Here is a 23,025-nt window from a genome sequence, read left to right as displayed (position 1 = left end):
TCTCACTTCAGGCCCGCGTCGCCCGAGCGGCCCGGTGCGTCCCGGCCCGCCCTCACCCGTCGTAGAAGACGCGCTCCATCACGGTCCGGGCTCTGCGCGTCGCCTGGCGGTAGTCCTGGAGCAGCTGGGCCGCCGCGCCCTCGCCGTCCTCGCCGGTGCGGTAGCCCAGCGCCTCGGCGACGGCGCCCGCCTCGCGGGTGTCCGAGGGGATCGAGTCGCTCGGGCGCCCCCGCACCAGCATGATCATGCCGCGCACCCGCGCCGCCATCCGCCAGGCCACCTCCAGCACCGCCGCGTCGTCGGCGTCCAGCAGGTCCGCCCGCACGGCCGCCTCCAGGGCCGGGATCGTCTGGGTCGTGCGCAGGCCGGGCACATCGTGGGCGTGCCGCAGCTGGATCAGCTGCGCCACCCACTCCACGTCGCTCAGCCCGCCCCGGCCCAGCTTGGTGTGGAGCGCGGGGTCCGCCCCCCGCGGCAGCCGCTCGGCCTCCATCCGCGCCTTGAGCTTGCGGATCTCCAGCACCCCGGCGGCGTCCACCCCGCCCTCGGCGTAGCGCACCGCGTCCACCATCTCCATGAACCGCGCGCCCAGGCCGGCGTCCCCGGCCACCGGGGCCGCCCGCAGCAGCGCCTGCCGCTCCCAGGTCGCCGCCCACTTGCCGTAGTAGACCCGGTAGGAGTCGAAGGTGCGCACCAGCGGGCCGCTGCGCCCCTCGGGCCGCAGGTCGGCGTCGACCACCAGAGCCGGGTCGGCGGCGGGCATCTCCAGCAGCCGCCGCATCTCGCGCACCAGCGCCTCGGCGTGCGTCCGCGCCTCCTCGGGCCCGGCGCCCTCCACCGGCTCGTACACGAACATCACGTCGGCGTCGCTGGCGTAGGTCAGCTCCCGGCCGCCGAAGCGCCCCATGCCGATCACCGCCATCCGGCACGCGGGCGCGGCGTCGCGCTCGCCGGCCACCACGCGCTCGGCCGCGCGCAGCGCCGCGTCCACGGTCACCCGGCTGATCGCGCTCACCGACCGGCCCACCGACCCGATGTCGGCCACCTCCAGCAGGTCGGCGGCGGCCGTGCGGAACAGCTCCCGGCGGCGCAGCGCCCGCACCGCCGCCACGGCCGTGGCCATGTCGTCGTGCCGCCGCAGCGCCGCCTCGGCCTCGGTGGCCAGCTGGGTGGTGGGGCGCCGGACCAGCTCCTCGTCCCCGGCCAGCATCGCCACCGCCTCCGGGGCGCGCAGCAGCAGGTCGGTGGCGTAGCGGCTGGTGCCCAGCACGCGGGCCATGCGCTCGGCCACCCGCACATCGTCCCGGAGCAGCCGCAGGTACCAGGGGGTCGCCCCGAGCGCGTCGCTGACCTGCCGGAACCCCAGCAGACCGGCGTCGGGGCGGGGCGCGTCGGAGAACCAGCCCAGCATCACCGGCAGCAGCGTGCGCTGGATGGAGGCCCGGCGCGACACCCCCGAGGTGAGCGCCTGCAGGTGGCGCAGCGCCCCCTTGGGGTCGGCGAAGCCGAGCGCGCCCAGGCGGTCGCCGGCCTGCTCCGGGGTGAGCCGGGACTCGTCCCCGGGCAGGCGGGCCACCGCGTTGAGCAGCGGCCGGTAGAACAGCTTCTCGTGCAGCCGCCGCACGTCCCCGGCGACCCGCTTCCAGGCCGCCGTGACGTCGGTGACCGGGTTGGCCGCGTGGCCGAGCGCGCGGCCCAGGCGGCGCAGCGCCTCCTCGCCGGACGGGGAGGAGGCGTCCGGGAGCAGGTGGGTGCGGCGCAGCTTGTGCAGCTGCAACAGGTGCTCGACCCGGCGCAGGAAGCGGTAGGAGGAGGCGAGCCCGGCGGCGTCGGAGCGGCCCACGTAGCCCCCCGACGACAGCTCCTCCAGCGCCTCCAGGGTGTTTCCCGAGCGCAGCGCGGCGTCGGCGCGCCCGTGCACCAGCTGCAGCAGCTGGACGCTGAACTCGATGTCGCGCAGGCCGCCGGGGCCCAGCTTGATCTCGCGCGCCGTCTCGGCGGCGGGGATGTGCGCCACCACCCGGCGGCGCATCGCCTGCACGTCCTCCACGAAGTTCGTGCGGTCGGCGGCGCGCCAGACCATCGGGCCGATCGCCTCCAGGTAGGCGGCGCCCAGCTCGGCGTCGCCGGCCACCGGGCGCGCCTTGAGCAGCGCCTGGAACTCCCAGGTCTTGGCCCAGCGCTCGTAGTAGGCCACGTGCCCGGACAGCGGGCGCACCAGCGGGCCGTTCCGGCCCTCCGGGCGCAGGCCGGGGTCGACCTCCCACAGCGTGCCCTCGCCGTCGGTCTCGGCGGGGATCGCCATCATCCGCGAGGCCAGGCGGGTGGCGGCCTGCATCGCCTCGTGCTCGTCGGTGCCGGGGGCGGGTTCGGCGACGAAGACCACGTCCACGTCGCTGACGTAGTTCAGCTCGCGCCCGCCGCACTTGCCCATGCCGATCACGGCCAGCCGGCACGCCGCTGCGTCCTGCGGGGACTCGCCGCGGGCCACGGCCAGGGAGGCGTCGAGCACGGCGGCGGCCAGGTCGGCCAGCTCGGCGCCGACCGCGGCCAGGTCGGCGGCGCCGGTCAGGTCGCGCCCGGCCAGGCGCAGCACCCGGCGGTGGTAGGCGGCGCGGAGCGCGCGGGAGGGGGTGTCGTCGGGGGCGGTGTCCGGGTCGGCCGCGGGGGCGGCGGCGGTGGGGTCGGCGCCGACGGTGTGCATCAGGCCGTCGCGCAGCTCGGCGGCGCCGGGGGTGCGGGCGGCGTCGGGACCGCGCAGCTCGCGCCAGTCGCCGGGGTGGCGGACCAGGTGGTCGGTGAGGGCGTCGCTGGCGCCGAGCACGGCGGTCAGCCGGGCGCGCAGGTCGGCGTCGCCGTCCAGGGCCTCCAGCAGCTCGCCGGCGTCGGGGGCCTGCTCGGCGATGCGCACCAGGCCGGTGAGGGCCTGGTCGGGGTCGGCGGCCGCGGCCAGGGCCTGCAGCAGCTCGTGGTGGTCAGCTGGGTCGATCCCGGCCTCGTCCAGCAGGCGCAGCGCACGCGCCCCCTCGCCGAATCCGAGCCGGGCCAGGGCGCCGGCCGTGGTCCTCGTCGTCCCCTCGCGCATGGTCACGCTCCAACGTTAGCCCGGTGGGCCGGAGCCGGGGGAGGGCGGGGGACGGGCGCGGCGGGGGTGAGGGCAGGGGGCGGGCGGCCAAGGGGTGGTGCGGATCACGCGGAGCCGAGGGGAACAGATCTTGTTGAACCATCGTTCAAGGAATTAAGTTGAACAGTGGTTCAACAAGATGACCGTGCGGGCCGGACGGACCGGCCGCGACCGGAAGGGGAGGGCCCATGCCCTGGCTGCTGCTCATCGGGGCGATCCTCGCCGAGGTGACCGCGACCGTGTCGCTACGCTTCTCCGAGGGATTCACCCGGCTGGTGCCGTCGGTGATCACCGCCGTCGGCTACGGCACCGCGTTCTTCCTGCTGGCCCAGACCCTCAAGCTGGGTATGCCGGTCGGGGTGGCCTACGCCATCTGGGCGGCGGTGGGGGTGTCCCTGGTGGCGGTCGTCGGTGCGCTGTTCCTGGGGGAGTCGCTCACCTGGGTTCAGGTCGCCGGGGTCCTGCTGATCATCGGCGGTGTGCTGGCGATCGAGATGGGAGGAGCGCATTGACCGCGCAGCACGGCACGCCGGAGGAGAAGGAGGACGGCCGCCGCGCCCGGGGCGAGCGGCGGCGCGCCGCGATCATCGACGCCGCACTGCGGGTGGTCGAGCGGGACGGCGTCGCCGGTGTCACCCACCGGGCGGTGGCCGCCGAGGCCGGGATCCCGGCGAGCTCGGCGGTCTACTACTTCGCCACCATCGACGACCTGCTGGTGGCGGCGCTCACCGAGGCGGCCGACGCGTACGTGCGGCGTGTGCGCGAGGCGACCGAGGACGGCGCGTCGCTGGACACGCTCGCCGAGGCCATCATCGGCGGAGGGTCGCCGGAGCAGCGCGGACGCTGCCTGGCCGAGTACGAGCTGACCCTGCTCGCGGTGCGCCGGCCGTCGCTGCGCGCGCAGGCGCGCCGGTGGATGGACCTGGTTGCCGAGGTGGCGGGGCGCCACACCGACGACCCGGTTGCGGTGCGCACGGCGGTGGCGGCGGCCGACGGGCTGTGCCTGGAGGCCCTGCTCGACGACCGCGACGTCGAGCCGGGGGAGGCTCGCGCGGTCCTCGCCCACGCCCTGCGGCTGGACTGACCCGGGGCGGGAGGGGGCGGCCCCCGCCCACGGTGCGCAGGTTCCACAGGCGGGTGTCCTGCGGTGATGCGACGCTCCTTGACGAAGCGAGAGCAGTGCCGTGTGCCGCCCCCGGGGCCGGCCCGGGGCGCAGACCGCCGCTGTCCTCGCCCTGATGGCGGAATCCGGCCGCTCCACGGTGCCGACCGAGGGCTCCGTATGGCGAGTGCCGGGCCTGGAAGAGGCGCACCCGGTCCCGTCCTCCGTCTGTCCCGTCGCGCCGTCGGCGCCCCGGTCCCCTCGCCCGGCTCGACGGGAATCCGAAGCGGTCGAGCCATCACGCGACAGAGGGGCCACGCTGCTCGCCCCCTTTCTCCTCCGGAGGCGGATCGGGAGTGGCGGAAACGACACCCCGCTCCGTCGGCCCTCACGGCGCCGTCAGAGGGCCCGCCGCAGGGCGTACGACCGCCTTCTGTGCGGGCGGTGCCGGTTCCGCCCGCCCCTGACCGGGCCTGACGCGCCGATCCCGACCCGGTTCAGGGCCCTGCCGGACCGCTGGGATGATGGCTCCTGCCATGTCAGACGCCCGGTACGGTCTCCCATTCGCCCTGCTCAGGGCGGCGCTCTTCGCCGCCGTGTGCACAGGGCCGGCGATGCTGGGCCACACCGGTGCCGGGGCCCCCGCACCCGGTCCGGGCGTCTTCGCGGCCTGCTGGGCGGGGGTCGCGCTGCTCGCACTGCCGTTCGCCCGCGGACGGCGCTCGGTGGCCTCGCTGGCCCCGGGGCTGCTGGGCGCGCAGCTTCTGCTGCACCTGGCCTTCTCCGCCTCCGCCCCGCCGCTGCCGAGTGGGCCCGCGCCGGTCTCGCTGGAGCACATGTGCGGTGGCCTGGCGGTGCACGGCGACACCGGCATGCTGCTCGCCCACGCCTGGGCGGCGCTGGTCACCGGGTGGTGGCTGGCCTCGGGCGAAGAGGCGCTGTGGGCGGCGCTGCGCCTCCTGCGCGCCTGGTTCCCGCGCCGGCTGAAGCCCGCCGTGCTGCCGATGCCCGCGCCTGCGTGGCCCGTGGAACGGCCGCGGCCCCCGTACAGGACCCGTTTTCTCCGCTACGCCCTCGCGGGCCGCGCCCCTCCGCGGTGGGCGCCGCGACCGTGCACTATGCCGGCCTGACCCCGCCGACCCGTCGGGGAGGGGCGTGCGCCGTGCGGGCGCGGACACCGGTACCCCCGTACGCGACGATGGTGAGGAGAGGCGCGAGGATGCGCAGGAAGATGTGCGCGGCCGCCGGTGCGGCGGCCGCGGTGGCGCTGCTGGCCGGATGCGGAGGCCAGGCGGCGACCGGTGACGGGGACTCCCCCTACAACGGCAGCGAGATCGAGGGCGCGTTCACGCTGCCCTCCACCGAGTTCACCGACAACAAGGGCGAGCCCTACGAACTCAAGGCGGACTCGGCCGGCACGTACACGGCGGTGTTCATCGGGTTCACCAACTGCCCGGACATCTGCCCGACGACCATGGCGGACATGTCCCAGGCGGCGGGGATGCTCGACGAGGCCGAGCGCGATCAGTTCCGGACCGTGTTCATCACGGCGGACCCGGAGCGGGACGACCCCGAGCTGCTCGACATGTGGCTGGGCAGCTTCGACCCCTCGTTCGTGGGGCTCACCACGGACCTGGAGAAGACCGACGCGACCGCCGAGGAGCTGGGCATCTCGGTCTCCCGGCCGGAGGACCGCTCCGGCGACTACCAGGTCGACCACGGCGGCCAGACGCTGCTCTTCGACCCGGAGGGGGACTCGAAGGTCATGTGGTCCTACGGCACGGAGCCGGAGAAGATCGCCGAGGACCTCGAGACCGTGATCGGGGAGGACGCGTGATGGGGGCCCGAGGGACCGCCGTGGCCGCCTCCGCCCTGGGGGCGCTCGCCCTGGCGGCGGGGTGCGGGCCGCAGGAGCCGCGGATCGAGGCGGCGGACGCGACGGTGCGGGTGCCGCTGAACCCGGATGTGACGTCGGCCTACCTGGTGATCGAGAACACCGGGGGCGCCGACGACACGCTCACGGGCGTGGAGACCGAGGCCGCCGACGAGGTCCAGATGCACGAGAGCGTCGAGAAGGACGACGGCACCACCGGCATGGAGGAGCGCGCCGAGATCCCGGTGAAGGCGGGCGAGACCGTCGAGTTCGCCTCCGGGGGCCTGCACCTGATGCTGATGGACCCCGAGGAACTCGACGCCGGCGAGACGGTCCCCCTGGAACTCCACTTCGCCGAGTCCGGCACCGTCGAGGTCCAGGCCGAGGTCGAAGACGTCATGGGCGAAGGCGGCCAGGACGACGGCGGCATGGACGACACGGGCCACCAGGACATGGACCACGAGGACATGGGCGACATGGACCACGGCGACATGCAGCACTGACCGGGTGGCCGCCTGAGCCGCGAGGGTCGGCGAGGGGCCGGGGCCGAAACGGGCCCGGCCCCTGTTGAACCGGCCCCCGTGCTGGGGCGGAACCGGCGCGGGCCCTTGGGGCCCGGTTGACGGCGGCGGACCCGTGGTGCCGGGCGGGAAACGGCGGAGGGCCGCCGCCCCGGGTGGGGGCGGCGGCCCTCTCTGCGCACTGTTCCTCGGCCTGCGGCCGTCGGATCAGATGTCGTAGTACAGCTCGAACTCGCGCGGGTGGGGGCGCAGGCGGAGGGAGTCGATCTCCTCGGTGCGCTTGAAGTCGATGTAGGTCTCGACCAGGTCCGGGGTGAAGACCCCGCCCTCGAGCAGGAACTCGTGGTCGGCCTCCAGGGCGTCCAGGGCCTCCTCGAGGGAGGCGGGGACCGTCTCGACCGCCGCGGCCTCGGCCGGGGGCAGCTCGTAGAGGTCCTTGTCCATCGGCTCCGGCGGCTCGATCTTGTTCTTGATGCCGTCCATGCCGGCCATCAGCATCGCCGAGAAGGCCAGGTAGGGGTTGGCCGAGGGGTCCGGGACGCGGAACTCCAGGCGCTTGGCCTTGGGGTTCGGGCCGGTCAGCGGGATGCGGATGCAGGCCGAGCGATTGCGCTGGGAGTAGACCAGGTTGATCGGGGCCTCGTAGCCCGGCACCAGGCGGTGGTAGGAGTTCACCGTCGGGTTGGTGAAGGCCAGCAGCGCGTTGGCGTGCTTGAGCAGGCCGCCGATGTAGTAGCGGGCCGTGTCCGAGAGCTGGGCGTAGCCCGACTCGTCGAAGAACAGAGGCTCGCCGTCCTTCCACAGGCTCTGGTGGCAGTGCATGCCGGACCCGTTGTCGCCGAACAGCGGCTTGGGCATGAAGGTCACGGTCTTGCCGGCGGCGTTGGCCGTGTTCTTCACGATGTACTTGTAGAGCTGCACCCGGTCGGCCTGCTGGAGCAGGGTGCCGAACTTGATGCCGATCTCGGCCTGGCCGGCGGTGCCGACCTCGTGGTGCTGCAGCTCGACGTCGAGGCCGCCCTCGATGAGGTTGCGGACCATCCGCGAGCGCAGGTCGCTGTAGTGGTCGACCGGCTCGACCGGGAAGTAGCCGCCCTTGTAGCGCGGCCGGTAGCCGAGGTTGCCGCCGTTCTGCGCGGTGCCGGTGTTCCAGGCGCCCTCGATGGAGTCGATCTGGTAGTAGCCGGTGTTCGCACGCGTCTCGAAGCGGACGTCGTCGAAGATGTAGAACTCGGCCTCCGGGCCGAAGAACGCGGTGTCGGCGATGCCGCTGCTCTTGAGGTAGGACTCGGCCTTGCGGGCGACGTTGCGCGGGTCGCGGCTGTAGGACTCCAGGGTCAGCGGGTCGTGGACGAAGAACGTCATGTTCAGCGTCTTGAACTCGCGGAACGGGTCCAGAACGGCGGTGCTCAGGTCGGGCAGCAGCAGCATGTCCGACTCGTGGATCGCCTGGAACCCTCGGATCGAGGACCCGTCGAACATCTGGCCCTTGGTGAACGTGTCCTCGTCGACGTTCTCCGTGGGGAGCGTGACGTGGTTGACGCCACCGAACAGGTCGGTGAAGCGGACGTCGAGGAACTTGACGTCCTCGTTCCGGATGAACGCGAGGGCCTCTTCGGCGCTGCTGAACAAGACATACCTCCGAGCAGATGTGAGAGGGGGCGCGGCGGCGCGGGCCGCGGCCCGTTGTCCGCGACCCCCTCCTCGGCCACGTTGACGACGCTAGGAGGGCGTCGTTTCTCGTCCATGTCTCGTATGTTTCCTGCGCGTTACGGGGTGCGGCGTTTCCCCTGCCCAGCGGGACGGGTCCGTCGTAACCCCGGGAAAACGGCCTTTCCAGGCGCCCGGGGGAGGGTGGTCCGGAACCGTCCGCGCCGCGCCGCCGATACCGTGTGAACCATGGAAAGACACGGCGACGCGCCCCCTGACGAGGACGAATTCCGCTACCGGGGCAACCGGTTGGGGATGCCCGAGGAGGGGGCGGGCTCGGTGCCCGGCATCGGGCTCAGGCTGCTGGCCCTGCTGCTGGACTGGGGTCTGAGCCTGGCGATCGCCTACGGAATCCTGGGCGCCGACCCGCAGGAGGCCCAGTACGTGCCCCTGCTGGTGTTCGCGGTGATGACCGCGCTGCTGCTGACGCTCTTCGGCACGACCGTGGGAAAGCGCATCACCGGCACCGGCGTCGCCGCGACCGGCGAGCGCGCCCTGCCCTGGCCCCTGGCGGTCGTCATCCGCACCGTGCTGCTGTGCCTGGTCATCCCCGCCGTCGTCTACGACCGCGACCAGCGCGGCCTGCACGACCGCGCCGCAGGGACCGTGTCCCGACGCCTCTGAGGACGTGTCCTGAGCCCTTCCACCGCCCGGCCCTTCCCCCTTGTTGATCTCGGGGAACCCGGCCTTATGGAGGCTGCCATAAGCCCGGGTTCCCCGAGATCAACAAGGGGCCGGTGGCCGGGACGACCGTCCGAACGGGGCCCGGGCCTGCACCGCCCGTTTCCGGAACGAAACACCGTGGGGCATCCGGACGAGCGGCTCAGGGTGTGGAGAGGTCGGTCGGGTCATGCCGTGTGACACGAACGATCCCGAGAACGGGCCCAAACGAAGAAGCCGCCCGGCCCCTTAGGGCCGGACGGCTTCTCGTCCTCGTCTCTGTGGCGAAGCACCCGTGGCGGCGTCAGCGTGTCTGGGGCTTGGGGCCCTTCGGCATCTTCACGCCCTTGGGCATCGGGCCCTTGGGCATCTGTACGGCCGACGGCAGCGCCTTGAGGCGGTACCTCAGCTCGGCCACCTTGGTCTTGTCCAGGTTCCGGGGCAGCTTCATCATGTGCTTCTGCAGGTCGGCGATGGCCACCTGGCCCTCGCCGCTGCCGACCAGCACGTCGTAGATGGGCATCTCGTAGGCGACCCGTGCCACGCGCTTCTTCTCCGCACCGATGATCCTGCGCAGCCGCTGGGGGTCCCCCTCGCCGACGAGGACGACCCCGGGCCGGCCGACCACGCGGTGCACGACGTCCATCTGCCGGGTGGCGGTCACCCCCGGCTCCACCGACCAGTCCCCGCGCATGTTCTCCAGCACCGCCATGCCCGCGCCCAGCTGGCCGTCGAGCATCGTGTACTGGATCTTCTGGGCCGACCGGGTGAAGTAGATGAACCCGGCCAGGAACGCGATGGGGATGCCCAGGCTGAGCCAGTAGAGCCATCCTCCGCCGGTGACCAGGCCGCCGACGACCGACAGTGCCACCAGGCCCACGAAGATCCCGACCGCGGTCGGGATCGTCTTCGGGCTCTGCTTGTGCACGACCTTGGCGACCATGCCGAGCTGCTTGAACCGGCCCGGCCGCTTCTGCTGCTCCCCGGCGCCGCCCTTGGCGGTGGCCTGGGAGTTGCTGGTGTCCTTGGGCTTCTTCGCCATACCTTCCAGGATATGGCCCACCCGGGNGTGGCCCGCCGTTTCAGCTTGATTACTTTGTGATGAGTGGTTTGTCCGGGTCAGGCCTGTGCGGCCTGCGCGGCCTCTGCCTCGCGCTTCTCGACCGCCTGCTTGTACAGCCGTCCCGCCCGGTAGGACGAGCGCACCAGCGGACCCGACATCACGCCCGCGAAGCCGATCTCCTCGGCCTCCTCCGACAGCTCGACGAACTCCTCCGGCTTGACCCACCGGTCGATCGGGTGGTGCAGCTTGGAGGGGCGCAGGTACTGGGTGATGGTCAGCAGGTCGCACCCGGCCTCGTGCAGGTCGCGCATGGCCTCGCTGATCTCGTGCCGCTCCTCGCCCATGCCCAGGATCAGGTTGGACTTGGTCACCAGCCCGGCCTCGCGCGCCTTGGTGATGACCTCCAGGGAGCGCTCGTAGCGGAACCCGGGGCGGATCCGCCGGAACACCCGCGGAACCGTCTCCACGTTGTGCGCCAGCACCTCCGGCCGCGACCCGAACACCTCGCCGAGCTGGTCGTCGTCGGAGTTGAAGTCGGGGATGAGCAGCTCGACGCCGGTGCCCGGGTTGAGCTCGTGGATCTTGCGGACCGTCTCGGCGTAGAGCCAGGCGCCGCCGTCCTCGAGGTCGTCGCGGGCCACGCCGGTGACCGTCGCGTAGCGCAGCTCCATGGTGCGCACCGAGTTGGCGACCTTGGTCGGCTCCATCCGGTCCAGGGGCGACGGCTTGCCGGTGGCGATCTGGCAGAAGTCGCACCGGCGCGTGCACTGGTCGCCGCCGATGAGGAAGGTCGCCTCGCGGTCCTCCCAGCACTCGTAGATGTTGGGGCAGCCGGCCTCCTGGCAGACCGTGTGCAGGCCCTCCCGCTTGACCAGCGAGTGCAACTCGCTGTACTCGGGCCCCATCTTCGCCTTGATCTTGATCCACGGCGGCTTCTTCTCGATGGGCGTCTCACTGTTGCGGGCCTCGATCCGCAGCAGCTTGCGGCCCTCGGGAGCGATGGTCAACGCGGACCCTTCCTTTCCTCGTCCCTCGTGGGGAGGTCGTCGTCGTGCTCGGGCGCCCTCAGGCGCTCGCCGGCTCCGCCGGAGCCTGGGCCCCCGGGCTGTGCTCCTCCGGGCCGTGCTCCCCCGGGAGGGGCGGCGGCGCGCCGTCACTGTGGCTGTAGGACTCGGCGCCGAGCACCGCGGCCAGGTGCACCTCCACGCGCGGCAGAACCTCGGCCACCGGCACGTCGCGGCCCACCTCGCGGGAGATGCTGGTGACGTCACCCTCCTCGGCGGGGATGCCGCACGGGACGATCCTCTGGAACCACGAGAGATCATTGTCGCAGTTGAGGGCGAAACCGTGCATGCCGACCCCGCGTGAGATGCGGCAGCCGATGGCGGCGACCTTGCGTTCGATGAGCCCCCGGCCGGGGTCGGCGTCCAGCCACACCCCGGTCCTGCCCTCGACACGCCGCCCCGTCAGCCCGTACTCGGCCACGGTGCGGATGATCGCCTCCTCCAGCATCCGCACGTAGGCGACCACGTCGATCGGGTCGGCCAGGCGGACCATCGGATAGACGGTGAGCTGGCCGGGACCGTGCCAGGTGATCTTGCCGCCGCGGTCGATGTCGAAGACGGGGGTGCCGGGCCAGGTCTGCTCCCGGTCCCACTTGCTGGTGCGCTTCCCGGCCGTGTACACGGGCTCGTGCTGGAGCATGAGCACCGTGTCGGGGATGAGGTCGGCGACACGGCTCTGGTGGAGCCGCTTCTGGAGGTCCCAGCCCTCCTGGTAGGGGACCGGGTCGTCGCCGAGCCGGGCGAAGACGAGCTCACTCATACATCCCACCTTATGCCCTCGGCGGGGGCCGGGCGGAAGGCGCCCTGGGTGCGGGAAACCCCCGGTCCGGGCGGGAATACCGCGCACCGGAGCGGTGTTCGACGCCCGTCGTGCGGCTCTGGCCGCGGCCTCGGATGCGGTTGCGGGGCCCGCTTCGGGCGGGACCCGTCCACGGGCGGTGCGCGGGCGCGGCCGGCGTGTCGGCCGAGGTGTACGGCCGCTCAGCGCCCGTACAGCAGCGAGGTGAGCGCTGGGCCCAGGGTCGGGTGCTCGAACGCGAACCCGGCCTCCTCCAGGCGTGCGGGCAGGACCCGCTGGCTCACCAGGGCCGCCTCGTCGGCGAAGCCGCCCAGCGCCGCGCGCATCGCGAACGCGGGCACGGGCAGCGGTGCGGGACGGCCGACCGCGGCCGCCACCGCGCGCGTGTAGGCGGCGTTGGTCACCGGCTCGGGCGCGCACAGGTCGAAGGGGCCGGTCAGGTCGGGCCGCTCCAGCAGGAAGCGCATGGCCGCCACGTGGTCGTGCCGGCCGATCCAGCTCATGTACTGGCGCCCGGAGCCCAGCCGCCCGCCCAGGCCGAGGCGGAACAGCGGCAGCACCGTGCCCAGGAGCCCGCCGTCGGCGTCCAGCACCAGGCCGGTGCGCAGGTGGGCGGTGGAGATCCCGGCCTTCTCCGCGGCCTCGGTGGCGCGCTCCCAGTCCCGGCACACGTCCGCCAGGAAGCCTTCGCCCTTGGCGGCGGTCTCGTCGACGGCGTGGTCCCCGGTGTCGCCGTAGTAGCCCACCGCCGACCCCGACAGCAGGCGGCCGGGCGGTGCGTCCATGGCGGCCAGCGCCTCGGCGAGGGTGCGGGTTCCGGCCACCCGGCTCTGCCGGATGGCGCGCCGCCGCGCGGTGGTCCAGCGGGCGGGGCCCAGCGGCGCGCCCGCCAGGTGCACCACGGCGTCGGCGCCGGCCAGCGGGCCGGTGTCGACCGTGCCGCCCTCGGGGTCCCACCGCGCCTCGTCGTCGCCGCGGGCGGGGCGCCGCACCAGGTGCACGACCCGGTGCCCGTCGTCGGTGAGCGAGCGCGCCAGGGCGCTCCCGAGGAGTCCGTTGGATCCGGTGATCGCGACCTTCATGGAGGCTCCCTACCCCGTTTCGGCCCCGGGCGTACGTCGTTCCCGAGGGCGGATCTCGGGCTGTGCGTGTTGAGGAGAGCGCGGCGACGGGGCGGCTGGTGCCCCGCTTCGGGCTGCTTGCCGGGTGGCCGGCCGCTGGGGTACAGGGGGCGGCGACGAGGCGAGGTCGATGGCGGCCGGCGCTCTGGCTGGCTGCCGGGCCTCTCGTGGTCCGGGAATAGCGGCAACGACGGCCCAGCTGGTGCCCCGCTCGCGCCTGTCTGCCGGGCGGCGGGGCCCTTCGGTGCGAGGAGAGGGCGGCGACGACGAAGCGCGACGGTTCCCCGGGGTCGCCGGTCGGCCGCCGGGCTGCCGGCGGTGCGGGGAGCTGGCGGCGACGGCGCAGTCGGTGCCCCGCTCACGGCTGCTTGCCGGGCGGCGGGTGGTCGGGGCGCGGGGGCGAGGGCCGCGACGAGGAGAAGGGGCGCTCCTCGGGGCTGCCGGTCGGCCGCCGGGCCTCTCGTGGTCCGGGGACAGCGGCAACGACGGCCCAGCTGGTGCCCCGCTCGCGCCTGTCTGCCGGGCGGCGGGGCCCTTCGGTGCGAGGAGAGGGCGGCGACGACGAAGCGCGACGGTTCCCCGGGGTCGCCGGTCGGCCGCCGGGCCTCTCGTGGTCCTGGTAGGGGTGTGGTCGGGTCTGGTGTTGCCCGCTCGCGCCCGCGGCGCCCCGCCCGGCCCAGGCCGGTCGCCCTTCGATCAGAGGAACCATTGTGAACTGGGCGAATACGCACCGTCATGGGGCGGCGAGAGCGGAAGCGCGCTGATCGACGCCTCGAGGCGGCCTCTAGGTGCGATCCCGGCCAGACCAGAACGGGGTTCGGTTCCAAGGTGCCCGTATTGTTCCTGTTCGTCCGCCCGTCGAGAGGGGGGAGGTGGCGGGGAAGGGGTGGGGCGCCCGTCTGCGCTGGGCCTCGTGTCGGTTTCGCCCCGTCTTTGGCTACCCGGGGTAATGGAGAGCGCTGCAAACGGGGTTGAGGTGTCGGTAGAAGGGGTGTCGGAGACCGAATCCCGTTCTGGTCTGGCCACGATCGCACACTCAGCCGTCCCCGGGTGCCGCTCCGGGCGCGCGAGACCCGTTTCCCCTTTCGATCCGGACAAACGGGACGCCCGGCGGGTCGTGTCCGCCGGAGACCGGCCCGGAAGGGCTCGATCTCCATCGTGAGTGGTGACATCGCCACGCAATTGCACATTGCGTGGCGATGTCACCACTCACGATGCTCAAGCGCCGCCTGGTGCGCCCGGTATGCCCGGAACACGAAAAGGAGGGGCCCGCCGAAGCAGCAGGCCTCCCGGAGGCCGACCGGCAGCACCGGGCAAGCGCCATTCCTCTTCGTCGCTGCCGTCCCCCTGGCACTGAAGGGCCCTTTCACCCGGCAAGCAGCCCTGAGCGGGGGACCTGCGGTGCCGTCGTCGCTGGTGTTCCCGGACCGGGAGAGGCCAGGCGGCCGACCGGCAGCACCGGGGAAGCGCCACTCCTCTTCGTCGCCGCTCTCCTCATGGCACTCCGGTGGACCCGCGCCCGGCCGGGGCCCGTGAGCGGGGTACCGGCTGTTCCGCCGCCTCCGGCGGCCATCCGCGCGCCCGGCGCCCGACAGCGCCGCCCGGTGAACCGCAGCCTCCGTCGTCGCCGCCCTTCCCTGATCCACAGGGGCCCCGCCACCCGGCAAGCAGGCGTGAGCGGGGCGCCGGTCGTCCCGTCGCCGCTACTGTTCCCGGGCCCCAGGAGGCCCGACGGCCGATCGGCAGCACCGGGGAACGCCCCCTCCCTCGTTGCTGCCCATCTTCCTGCGCCGAAGGGACCCGCCGCCCGGTCGGCAGGCCGGAGCGGGGTACCTGCTGGGCCGTCGCTGCCGCTTCCGACCGGACCGCGAGGAGCCCTACGTCCCGGTGGTCGGCCAAGGAGCCGGAGAACCGCTGCGCTCCGTGGTTCTCGGTGCTCGCCTGTGCTCGCCTCTGCCTCAGAGCCGGGCGGCGCCGGCCGGGGGCGGTGGGGCCGAGTCGGCGCCGCCTGACGCCCGCCCATCGGTCCGGGCGGGCGTTGAAATCGGTGATCGGGGGCGACTTCGGGCGCTCCGCGGGGAATCTCGCGCCAATTCCTCGGAATCCCTGCGCCACAGGTGATCACGGCTCTACCTTGGGTTTATCCGGGCACGCCGCACATTGGTGCCGGGCCCGGGCCGACCTTTGGTGATGGGGATCACCAGGGGGATGGTGAATGGTGGGGTAACAAGGCGGGGCGGCGTCCGGGAGGGCGCCGCCCCGCTGTTCGTCGGGGCCGGGCGGCTCCGGTCCGCATGCCGGTTCCGAGGGCGGGCGCTCGTCGGGGGCGCGCCCGCACCGGGCCGGGGATGCGCCCCCGCACACAGAGAACGCGGCGGGCCGCTGCNCGCCCCGCCGCGTGGGGCTCCAGGGGTGCTCCCCGGCCCCGGAAGCGCTTTAGGCCAGGCCCAGGGCGGCCTCGAAGGCGCCCTCCTCCAGGCGCTCCTTGACCGCCTGCAGGAACCGGGCGGCGTCGGCCTTGTCGATGAGCCGGTGGTCGTGGGTGAGCGCCAGGTACGCCATAGAGCGCACCGCCATGACCTCGCCCAGCTCCGGGTCCTCCACCACGACCGGGCGCTTGACCACGGCGCCGGTGCCCAGGATGGCCACCTGCGGCTGGTTGATGATGGGCGTCTCGAACAGCGCGCCCACCGCGCCGGTGTCGGTGATGGTGAAGGTGCCGCCGCTCAGCTCGTCGGGGTTGAGCTCCCCGGTGTGCGCGCGCCGGCTCAGGTCGGAGATCTTGCGCGCCAGGCCGCCCAGGTTCAGGTCGCCGGCGTCCTTGATGACCGGGGCCAGCAGCCCGCGCTCGGTGTCCACCGACACCGACAGGTTCTCCAGGTCGTGGTAGGTGACCTCGTAGCTGTCGCTGTCGATGACCGCGTTGAGCTTGGGGTGGGCCTTGAGCGCCTCCACCGCGGCCAGCGCGAAGAAGGTGAAGAAGTCCAGCTCCACGCCCTCGCGCGCGGCGAACTGCTCGGAGGCCTGCCCGCGCAGCCGCGCGATGTTGGTCATGTCGACCTCGACCACCTGGGTGACCTCGGCCGAGATGCGCAGCGACTCGGCCATCTGGTCGGCGATGGTCTGCCGCAGGCGGGACATCTTCTCGGTGCGGCCGCGCAGCGTGGTGTCCGGCGCCGGGGCGGTGCGGGCCGGGGCCGCGGGAGCGGCGGGCTCCTTGGCGGCCGCGGCGGCGTCCAGGACGTCCTGCTTGCGGATCCGGCCGCCCACGCCGGTGCCGCGCACCGACCCCAGGCTCACCCCGTGCTCGGCGGCGAGCTTGCGCACCAGCGGCGTCACGTAGGCCTCGGTGACGGCGTCGGTGCCGGAGGCCGTGCCGGTCCCGCTGATCGTCTCCACGTCCACCGCGGGGGCCGAGTCGCGGTCGGCGGCGGCCGGGCGCTCCGGGGCGGGGCTCGGAGCCGGGGCCGGGGCGGGAGCGGGCTCCTGGGCGGCGGCCTGCGGGGCCGGCTCGGGCTCGGGTGCGGGCTCGGGCTCCGGCTCGGGCTGCGCCTCCTTGGCCGCGGGCGCAGCATCCTCGGCCGGGGCCTCGCCCGCCTCGGAGATGACGGCGATCTGGGCGCCGATCTCCACCGTCTCGTCCTCGGCGACGAGGATCTGGGAGAGCACACCGGAGACGGGGGAGGGGATCTCGGTGTCGACCTTGTCGGTGGAGACCTCCAGCAGCGGCTCGTCGACCGCGACGGTGTCGCCCTCCTTCTTGAGCCACTGGGTGACGGTGCCCTCGGTGACACTCTCACCCAGTGCGGGCATTTCAACGGAAGTCGGCATGGGGTCCTCTTAGTGAAAACGTATGGAGCGCGGAGAAGAAGAGAGCGGGGCGGGCCCGGGGCCCGCCCCGCGGGGGTGCGTCAGTCGTGGACGTGCAGCGGCTTGCCCGCCAGTGCCAGGTGCGCCTCGCCCAGCGCCTCCGACTGCGTCGGGTGCGGGTGGATGAGCTGCGCGACCTCGGAGGGCAGCGCCTCCCAGTTGTAGATGAGCTGGCCCTCGGCGACCAGCTCGCCGACCCGGGAGCCCACCATGTGGACGCCCAGCACCGGGCCGTCCTTCTGCGCGATGACCTTGACGGCGCCCTGCGTCTGCAGGATCTGGCTCTTGCCGTTGCCCGCCAGGTTGTAGTTGGTCTCCACGACCTCGTAGCCGCGCTCCTTGGCCGTCGCCGAGGTGATGCCGACCGAGGCGACCTCCGGCTCGCAGTAGGTGATGCGGGGGACGCCGTCGTAGTCGATGGCCGGCGGGTTGAGCCCGGCGATCCGCTCGGCCACGAAGATGCCCTCGGCGAAGCCCACGTGGGCCAGCTGCAGGGTCGGGATCAGGTCGCCGACCGCGTAGATGTTGCCCACGCCGGTGTGCAGGTTCTCGTCGACCGTGACGAACCCGCGCTCCATCGGGATGCCCTGCTCCTCGTAGCCCAGGCCCTCGGAGACCGGGCCGCGGCCGATGGCCACCAGCAGGACCTCCGCCTCCAGGGTCTTGCCGCCCTGCAGGGTGACGCTGACGCCCGTGTCGGTGGTCTTGACGCTCTCGAACGGAGTGCCCAGCTCCTGCTTGATGCCCCGCTTGCGGAAGGCCCGTTCCAGCAGCTTGGAGCTGGACTCCTCCTCGACCGGGACCAGGTGCGGGAGCGCCTCGACGACGGTGACCTCGGCGCCGAAGGAGCGGTAGACGCTGGCGAACTCCACGCCGATGACGCCGCCGCCCAGCACCACGACCGAGGAGGGCGTCTTGTCCATCCGCAGCGCCTGCTCGCTGGTGACGACCTTCTCGCCGTCGATGTCCAGGCCCAGGGTCTTGGGCTTGGAGCCGGTGGACAGCAGGATGTTGCGGCCCTTGTAGGCGGTGCCGCCGACGGTGACCTCGTCGGGGCCGGTGAGCTTGCCCTCGCCCTCGACGACGGTGATCCCGCGGGACTTGATCAGCCCCGACAGGCCCTTGTGCAGGCCGCCGACGACCTTGTCCTTGTACTTGTGGACAGCGGGGACGTCGATGCCGTCGAAGCTCGACTTCACGCCGAACTTCTCGCCCTCCTTGGCGGAGTCGGCGACCTCGGCCGCGTGCAGCAGCGCCTTGGTGGGGATGCAGCCCTGGTGCAGGCAGGTGCCGCCGAGCTTGTCTTTCTCGATCAGGGCGACACTCATGTCCAGTTCGGCCGCGCGCAGCGCCGCCGCGTAGCCGCCGCTGCCGGCGCCCAGGATCACGAGGTCGAAGGTGCCGCCGCTCTCACTCACGGGAAGGACACTCCTTGGTGTGGATGTAATGGTGTTCGTCCGTCGGTGACGGTGCGGCGCGTCCGGGCGCGTGTCCCGCCCGGACGCGCCCGGTCTCAGGTCTGCGCGCCGCCGGCCAGGTCCTCGACCAGCCGCACCAGCGTGCGGGTGGCCGAACCGGTGCCGCCCTTGGGCGTGTAGCCGAACGGGGCGCCCTGGTTGAAGGAGGGCCCGGCGATGTCCAGGTGGGCCCAGCGCTGGCCGTCGGCGATGAACTCCTTGAGGAAGACGCCGGCGCTGAGCATGCCGCCCCAGCGCTCACCGGCCACGTTGGCGATGTCGGCGACCGCCGAGTCCAGGCCCTTGCGCAGCTCCTCGGGCAGCGGCATGGGCCAGGCGGCCTCGCCCGCGGCGTCCGCCGCGGCGGTGACCGAGGCGCGGGTCTCGTCGTCGGAGGCCATGACCCCGAAGACCCGGGTGCCCAGGGCGACGATCTGCGCGCCGGTGAGGGTGGCGACGTCGACCACCAGGTCGGCGCCGTCCTCCTGGGCCCGGACCAGGGCGTCGGCCATGACCAGGCGGCCCTCGGCGTCGGTGTTGAGGACCTCCACCGTCTTGCCGCCGTACATGGTCAGCACGTCGGAGGGGCGCTGGGCGGTGCCCGAGGGCATGTTCTCGGCGATGGCCAGGTAGGCGACCGCGTTGACCTTCGGCTTGAGGATCGCGACGGCCCGCATGGCGCCCAGCACCGCGGCGGCGCCGCCCATGTCGGACTTCATCCAGTCCATGGACCCGGCCGGCTTGAGCGACAGGCCGCCGGAGTCGAAGGTGATGCCCTTGCCGACGAAGGCGACCGTGGAGGAGGCCTCGGGGTGGCTGTAGGAGAGCCGCACCAGGCGCGGCGGGTTGGCCGAGCCCTGGCCGACGCCGACGATGCCGCCGTAGCCGCCCTCGGACAGCGCCTTCTCGTCCAGGGTCTGCACCTGCAGGCCGTGCTCGCGGGCGACCTCCTCGGCCACCCCCGCCAGGTCCTCGGGGACCAGGTCGGCCGGGGGCGTGTTGACCAGGTCGCGCACCAGGTTGACCGAGGCGGCCACGGCCTCGGCGCGCTCGACGGCGGCGGCCGCGCCCTCGGCGGAGCTGACCACCTGCAGCGCCTCGGCGGGCGCGCGCTCGGCACCGGTGCCGGTGCGGTAGCGGGTGAAGGCGTAGTCGCCCAGCAGGGCGCCGGTGGCGGCCGCCTCGGCCAGCCCGGCGGTGCCGGCGGGCAGCGCGAGGGCCACCCGCGCCTGGCCGTCGGTGCGCGCGCGCAGGGCGGCGCCGGCGGCACGGGCGACGTGGTCGGGGTCGGGGGCGCCGCCGTCGGGGGCGGGGCCCAGGCCGACGGCGAGCACGACCGGGGCGGTGGTCGCGCCGGCGGCGGGGAGGCTGTGCACCTCCTCGAGGGCGCCGCTCGCTCCCAGAAGCGACAGGGTCCGGGCGAGGCCGCCGGGGTAGGCCGCCTCGACGTCGTGAGCGCCCGACGCGGGCTCCGGGCCGTCGGGCCCGGAGTGGTAACCGACGACCAGGGCGTCGGCGTCGAGCGAACAGGGGGATTCCGTAATGACTGACAGCGACGTGCTCACAGGTCCGATGCTAGTCCTTGTGACGTCCCGGTGGGCACGCCGGACCCGGCGTGGCCGCCGGGAAGCGTCAACCGGGCCGAGGTTCACACAAACGTGAAGAAGTGCGCTTCTTTCCGTCGATGGCGGCGCGAACGGCGCGGACCGTGACGATCTCCCGGGTCTTCCGGGAACGGCGGGTTCGTCCCGGTCACCACGGGTGGCCGGGTGCGGCCCCGGGGCCGGTGTGAAGAAATGTGATGATGGCGACAGGGTTCCGCGCCGCCCGGAGGGCGCCTGCCGGGCGCGGAGCGGCGCCCCGGCGCGCTGCGCCGCCCGTGACCAGGGGGCGTGCGGGCGGAGCGACGACGCCCGGAGGAAGGACGGCGCCCGCCCCGCCGGCCGCGGCGGTCACAGCGCGATCGCCGCGGCGACGAGGGCGACCGTGGCGGAGGTCTCGCACAGCGCCCCCAGCACGTCGCCGGTGATCCCGCCGAGGCGGCGCCGGGCGTGCAGCAGCAGCGGCAGCGAGGCGGCGGCGCCCAGGGCGGCGGCGAAGGGCAGGGCCAGGGCCGCGCCGAGGGAGTGCACGGCCCCGAACAGGGCGGCCAGGAGCAGCGTCCCGACGGCGGATGCGGCGGCAGCGGCGTGCGGGACGGTCCCGGCGACATGGGCGCCCAGCCCGTCCGGGCGCGCGGAGGGCACGGTCGGCGTGCAGGCCAGGGTGATGGCCAAGCGTCCTGCGGCGGCCGCCGCGACCAGCGCGGCCGCCCCGGCGAACAGCCCCGCGGCCGCCACCTGGGCCAGCGCGGTGACCTGGATCAGGAGCACCAGCACCACGGTGATCACCCCGAAGGGGCCGATGTCGGAGCGCTTCATGATCTGCAGGGCGGCGTCGGCGGGCTTGCCGCTGCCCAGCCCGTCGGCGAGGTCGGCCAGGCCGTCCAGGTGCAGGCCGCGGGTGAGGACGGCGATCAGGCCCACGGCCAGCGCGGCGGCCAGCGGCGGGGCGACGCCCACGAAGAGCGTCACGAGGACGAGCAGGCCGCCCGCGGCGCCCAGTCCCGCGCCGATGAGGGGGGCCCACCGCATGGCCCAGCCCGCGACCTCTCGGTCCACGCGCTCGGCCTGGACGGGGACCGCCGTCAGCGTGCCCGCGGCCATGCGCAGCCCGTCGAGCGCGGCGCCCGCGGCGCCGCCGGACTGCCCGGAGGAACCGGCACCGGAGTCGGACTGCATGCGGACTCCTTCCAGAGCGGGGGAGGGAAGGCGCCCGATCCTATCGCCGGCCCGGCGCCTCAAGGCCGCGGAAGGGGAACGGGAGGAGACGGGAAAGGGGCGGGTGCTCTCCTCTTCCTTATGGTGTGAGACCGCCTCCGCCGCGCTCGGGACATGACGGCATGGGACGGGTGCCCTCTGACGGACGCGCCGGTGCTTCGGCGACCCCCTCTCGCCTCTCGGACGGTTCAGGGCAGCTCGGTGACCCTCCCCGCGGCCGCGAGCAGGACCTCCTCGGACTCCTGGGCCAGGCGCTGGTTGAGGCGGCCGAGCATGTCGCGGAAGAGCCCCCCGCTGCGGGTGGCCGGGACCACGCCCATGCCGACCTCGTTCGTGACCGCCACCAGGTGGCCGGGGAAGTGCCGCCAGGCCGCCGCCAGCTCCTCGATCCGCCGCTCCAGCCGCTCGCCGGCGTCGGCCGGCGGGGAGTCGGACCACATGCCGCACGCCTCCATGGCCCCCGCCAGCCACGTGCCGGCGCAGTCGAACAGCACCGCATCGCCCGTCTCCGCGGCCTTGTCCAGCGCCGCGGCCGCGTCGGAGGTCTCCTCGGTCCGCCACCAGTGCGGCCGGCGGGACCGGTGCGCCGCCACGCGCTCGGCCCACGAACCGTCGCCCTCCGGGCTCGGCCCGGTCGCGACGTACACCACCTCGGGCTCGGCCAGCATCCGCCGCTCGGCCTCGGTCGACTTGCCCGACCTCGCCCCGCCGGTCACCAGGACGCGNGGCGGCCCGCCGGGGCGGCCGGAGCGGGCAGCGGCGCGACCGCGACGTCCTCGCCGTCGCGCACGGCGTCGGCGCCCCAGAGCGCGGCGCGGCGCTCCAGCTCGGCGGGGGAGTGGACCCGGTGGTCCCCGCCGACCAGCAGCAGCCGAGTGCGGGCACCGACCACGCCCCGCCTGCGCAGGTCGCCGATCCGCTCTGCGGCGGCGGCATGGACGACGGCGACGTCGACGCGGGCCGGAGCCTCCGGGCCGCCGTCGGTCCCGGAAGGCGTCCCGGCCTGGGCGCTGGCGCGAGCGGGCGGGGAGCAGACGAGCAGCCGCGAGCCGTCGTCGCCGATGGTCAGCTCGCCATGTTCACCGTGTTCCCCGATCGGCGCCGGAACGGCTTCGGCCGCCGCCCCTTCGATGCGAATGCCGAGTGGGCCCCGGGGAGCGTCGGACGCGCGGCGGCAGGACGCGCACCGGCAGTCCGGCGCGGGCCACCCCTCTCCTGCTGCGGTACCGGAAAAGTGAATGCGCACATCCGCCAGTCAACACCACGGAGGCGCCCTGTCCCGCGCCGCCCCGGCGGGACACGGCCGTGCGCACAGGCGGGTGCGCGGTGCCGCCCCGGACCGAGGCCCCCTGACGGAACGGAAGGTGTCACCGGCCTCGCGGCGTGGGAGGCCTCTGGATGTCCGCTGGATGTCCGCGGAAGGTGGCCACGGAAGCGGGCCGCGCTCTGGCGCGCCCGCTCGATAGGGTCGGCACGCCGGGAGCCGCCCGGTTCGCGGCGAGAGGGAAGGGAGCCCCATGGCCTGGAGCTGGCGCTACGAGAAGGAAGGCGGGGAGGTCCTGGAGTCCGAGGAGCTTCCCGCCGAGACGTTCTCTTCGCGGGGGGACGCCGAGAGCTGGCTGGGCGAGGAGTGGCGCGGCCTGGCCGAAGCGGGCGTGGATCAGGTCAGCCTTCTTGAGGACGACCGCCTCCAGTACACGATGAGCCTGGGCGACGCCTGACCCGTCGCCTCGAGAGCGCCCCGGGGGCCCGCCGGAGGCCGTAATGCGCCGGCGGACCCGGGAGAGCAGGTGCCCGGGGTGTGCCGCCCCCGGGGGCACTGCCTGCCGCCCGCATCGCCCC

Annotated in this window: 18 protein-coding genes; 7 read left to right on the top strand and 11 right to left on the bottom strand. The window is 73.8% G+C overall.

The window, feature by feature from the left end; translation table 11 throughout:
* Positions 1 to 52 precede the first annotated feature (52 nt).
* On the bottom strand, positions 53 to 3,085 hold the full coding sequence (locus D450_RS0125315; protein WP_017541427.1) for a bifunctional [glutamine synthetase] adenylyltransferase/[glutamine synthetase]-adenylyl-L-tyrosine phosphorylase: 3,033 nt from the start codon (positions 3,083 to 3,085) through the stop codon (positions 53 to 55).
* Positions 3,086 to 3,312: 227 nt separating this feature from the next.
* Between D450_RS0125315 and D450_RS0125310 the strand changes: the two genes are divergently transcribed.
* The 5 genes from D450_RS0125310 to D450_RS0125290 all read left to right on the top strand — a co-directional run bounded on the left by D450_RS0125310 (position 3,313) and on the right by D450_RS0125290 (position 6,602).
* Positions 3,313 to 3,636 (top strand): DMT family transporter, encoded by a 324-nt coding sequence (locus D450_RS0125310; RefSeq protein WP_017541426.1) that lies wholly within the window; start codon positions 3,313 to 3,315, stop codon positions 3,634 to 3,636.
* Entirely contained in the window at positions 3,633 to 4,208 is a 576-nt protein-coding gene (locus D450_RS0125305; RefSeq protein ID WP_017541425.1) for a TetR/AcrR family transcriptional regulator, read from the top strand. Before D450_RS0125310 ends, D450_RS0125305 begins: the two co-directional genes overlap by 4 nt.
* Positions 4,209 to 4,762: 554 nt before the next feature.
* A complete protein-coding gene (locus tag D450_RS0125300) occupies positions 4,763 to 5,356 on the top strand; it encodes a hypothetical protein (RefSeq protein ID WP_017541424.1) in 594 nt (197 codons plus the stop codon).
* Positions 5,357 to 5,445: 89 nt separating this feature from the next.
* Positions 5,446 to 6,063: an SCO family protein gene (locus D450_RS0125295; RefSeq protein ID WP_017541423.1), complete on the top strand. Its 618-nt coding sequence runs from the start codon at positions 5,446 to 5,448 to the stop codon at positions 6,061 to 6,063.
* The gene (locus D450_RS0125290) at positions 6,063 to 6,602 is read left to right on the top strand and encodes a copper chaperone PCu(A)C (protein WP_017541422.1); all 540 of its coding nucleotides are present in this window, start codon (positions 6,063 to 6,065) and stop codon (positions 6,600 to 6,602) included. Before D450_RS0125295 ends, D450_RS0125290 begins: the two co-directional genes overlap by 1 nt.
* Before the next feature lie 225 nt (positions 6,603 to 6,827).
* Here D450_RS0125290 and glnA read toward each other — a convergent pair whose 3' ends face one another.
* Positions 6,828 to 8,252: a type I glutamate--ammonia ligase gene (glnA, locus tag D450_RS0125285; RefSeq protein WP_017541421.1), complete on the bottom strand. Its 1,425-nt coding sequence runs from the start codon at positions 8,250 to 8,252 to the stop codon at positions 6,828 to 6,830.
* A 333-nt stretch (positions 8,253 to 8,585) separates the two neighbouring features.
* Between glnA and D450_RS0125280 the strand changes: the two genes are divergently transcribed.
* On the top strand, positions 8,586 to 8,954 hold the full coding sequence (locus tag D450_RS0125280) for an RDD family protein (RefSeq protein ID WP_017541420.1): 369 nt from the start codon (positions 8,586 to 8,588) through the stop codon (positions 8,952 to 8,954).
* A 340-nt stretch (positions 8,955 to 9,294) separates the two neighbouring features.
* On the opposite strand, the gene D450_RS0125275 is transcribed toward D450_RS0125280, so the two are convergent.
* The 9 genes from D450_RS0125275 to D450_RS35505 all read right to left on the bottom strand — a co-directional run bounded on the left by D450_RS0125275 (position 9,295) and on the right by D450_RS35505 (position 21,899).
* Positions 9,295 to 10,032: a DUF4191 domain-containing protein gene (locus tag D450_RS0125275; protein ID WP_017541419.1), complete on the bottom strand. Its 738-nt coding sequence runs from the start codon at positions 10,030 to 10,032 to the stop codon at positions 9,295 to 9,297.
* A gap of 77 nt (positions 10,033 to 10,109) precedes the next feature.
* The gene (lipA, locus tag D450_RS0125270; protein ID WP_017541418.1) at positions 10,110 to 11,060 is read right to left on the bottom strand and encodes a lipoyl synthase; all 951 of its coding nucleotides are present in this window, start codon (positions 11,058 to 11,060) and stop codon (positions 10,110 to 10,112) included.
* A gap of 58 nt (positions 11,061 to 11,118) precedes the next feature.
* The gene (gene lipB, locus D450_RS0125265; RefSeq protein WP_017541417.1) at positions 11,119 to 11,877 is read right to left on the bottom strand and encodes a lipoyl(octanoyl) transferase LipB; all 759 of its coding nucleotides are present in this window, start codon (positions 11,875 to 11,877) and stop codon (positions 11,119 to 11,121) included.
* 221 nt (positions 11,878 to 12,098) lie between these two features.
* Positions 12,099 to 12,998 carry a TIGR01777 family oxidoreductase gene (locus D450_RS0125260; protein WP_017541416.1) on the bottom strand — a complete coding sequence of 300 codons (900 nt, stop codon included), beginning with the start codon at positions 12,996 to 12,998 and terminating at the stop codon, positions 12,099 to 12,101.
* Between the two features lie 2,475 nt (positions 12,999 to 15,473).
* A complete protein-coding gene (gene sucB, locus D450_RS0125250) occupies positions 15,474 to 16,868 on the bottom strand; it encodes a 2-oxoglutarate dehydrogenase, E2 component, dihydrolipoamide succinyltransferase (protein WP_026128762.1) in 1,395 nt (464 codons plus the stop codon).
* An 80-nt stretch (positions 16,869 to 16,948) separates the two neighbouring features.
* Complete coding sequence (gene lpdA, locus D450_RS0125245; RefSeq protein WP_017541413.1) at positions 16,949 to 18,325, bottom strand: dihydrolipoyl dehydrogenase; 1,377 nt, start codon at positions 18,323 to 18,325, stop codon at positions 16,949 to 16,951.
* 95 nt (positions 18,326 to 18,420) lie between these two features.
* Positions 18,421 to 19,929, bottom strand: a complete 1,509-nt coding sequence (locus D450_RS0125240) for a leucyl aminopeptidase (protein WP_017541412.1) — start codon at positions 19,927 to 19,929, stop codon at positions 18,421 to 18,423.
* 387 nt (positions 19,930 to 20,316) lie between these two features.
* On the bottom strand, positions 20,317 to 21,144 hold the full coding sequence (locus tag D450_RS0125235; RefSeq protein WP_017541411.1) for an adenosylcobinamide-GDP ribazoletransferase: 828 nt from the start codon (positions 21,142 to 21,144) through the stop codon (positions 20,317 to 20,319).
* 227 nt (positions 21,145 to 21,371) lie between these two features.
* The gene (locus D450_RS35505; RefSeq protein ID WP_338037999.1) at positions 21,372 to 21,899 is read right to left on the bottom strand and encodes a bifunctional adenosylcobinamide kinase/adenosylcobinamide-phosphate guanylyltransferase; all 528 of its coding nucleotides are present in this window, start codon (positions 21,897 to 21,899) and stop codon (positions 21,372 to 21,374) included.
* 801 nt (positions 21,900 to 22,700) lie between these two features.
* Here D450_RS35505 and D450_RS0125225 point away from each other — a divergent pair.
* Positions 22,701 to 22,904: a hypothetical protein gene (locus D450_RS0125225; RefSeq protein WP_017541408.1), complete on the top strand. Its 204-nt coding sequence runs from the start codon at positions 22,701 to 22,703 to the stop codon at positions 22,902 to 22,904.
* Positions 22,905 to 23,025 lie beyond the last annotated feature (121 nt).

Source organism: Nocardiopsis halophila DSM 44494, from assembly GCF_000341245.1.
GTDB lineage: Bacteria > Actinomycetota > Actinomycetes > Streptosporangiales > Streptosporangiaceae > Nocardiopsis_A > Nocardiopsis_A halophila.
This window is presented reverse-complemented; position numbering and strand designations above follow the sequence as displayed.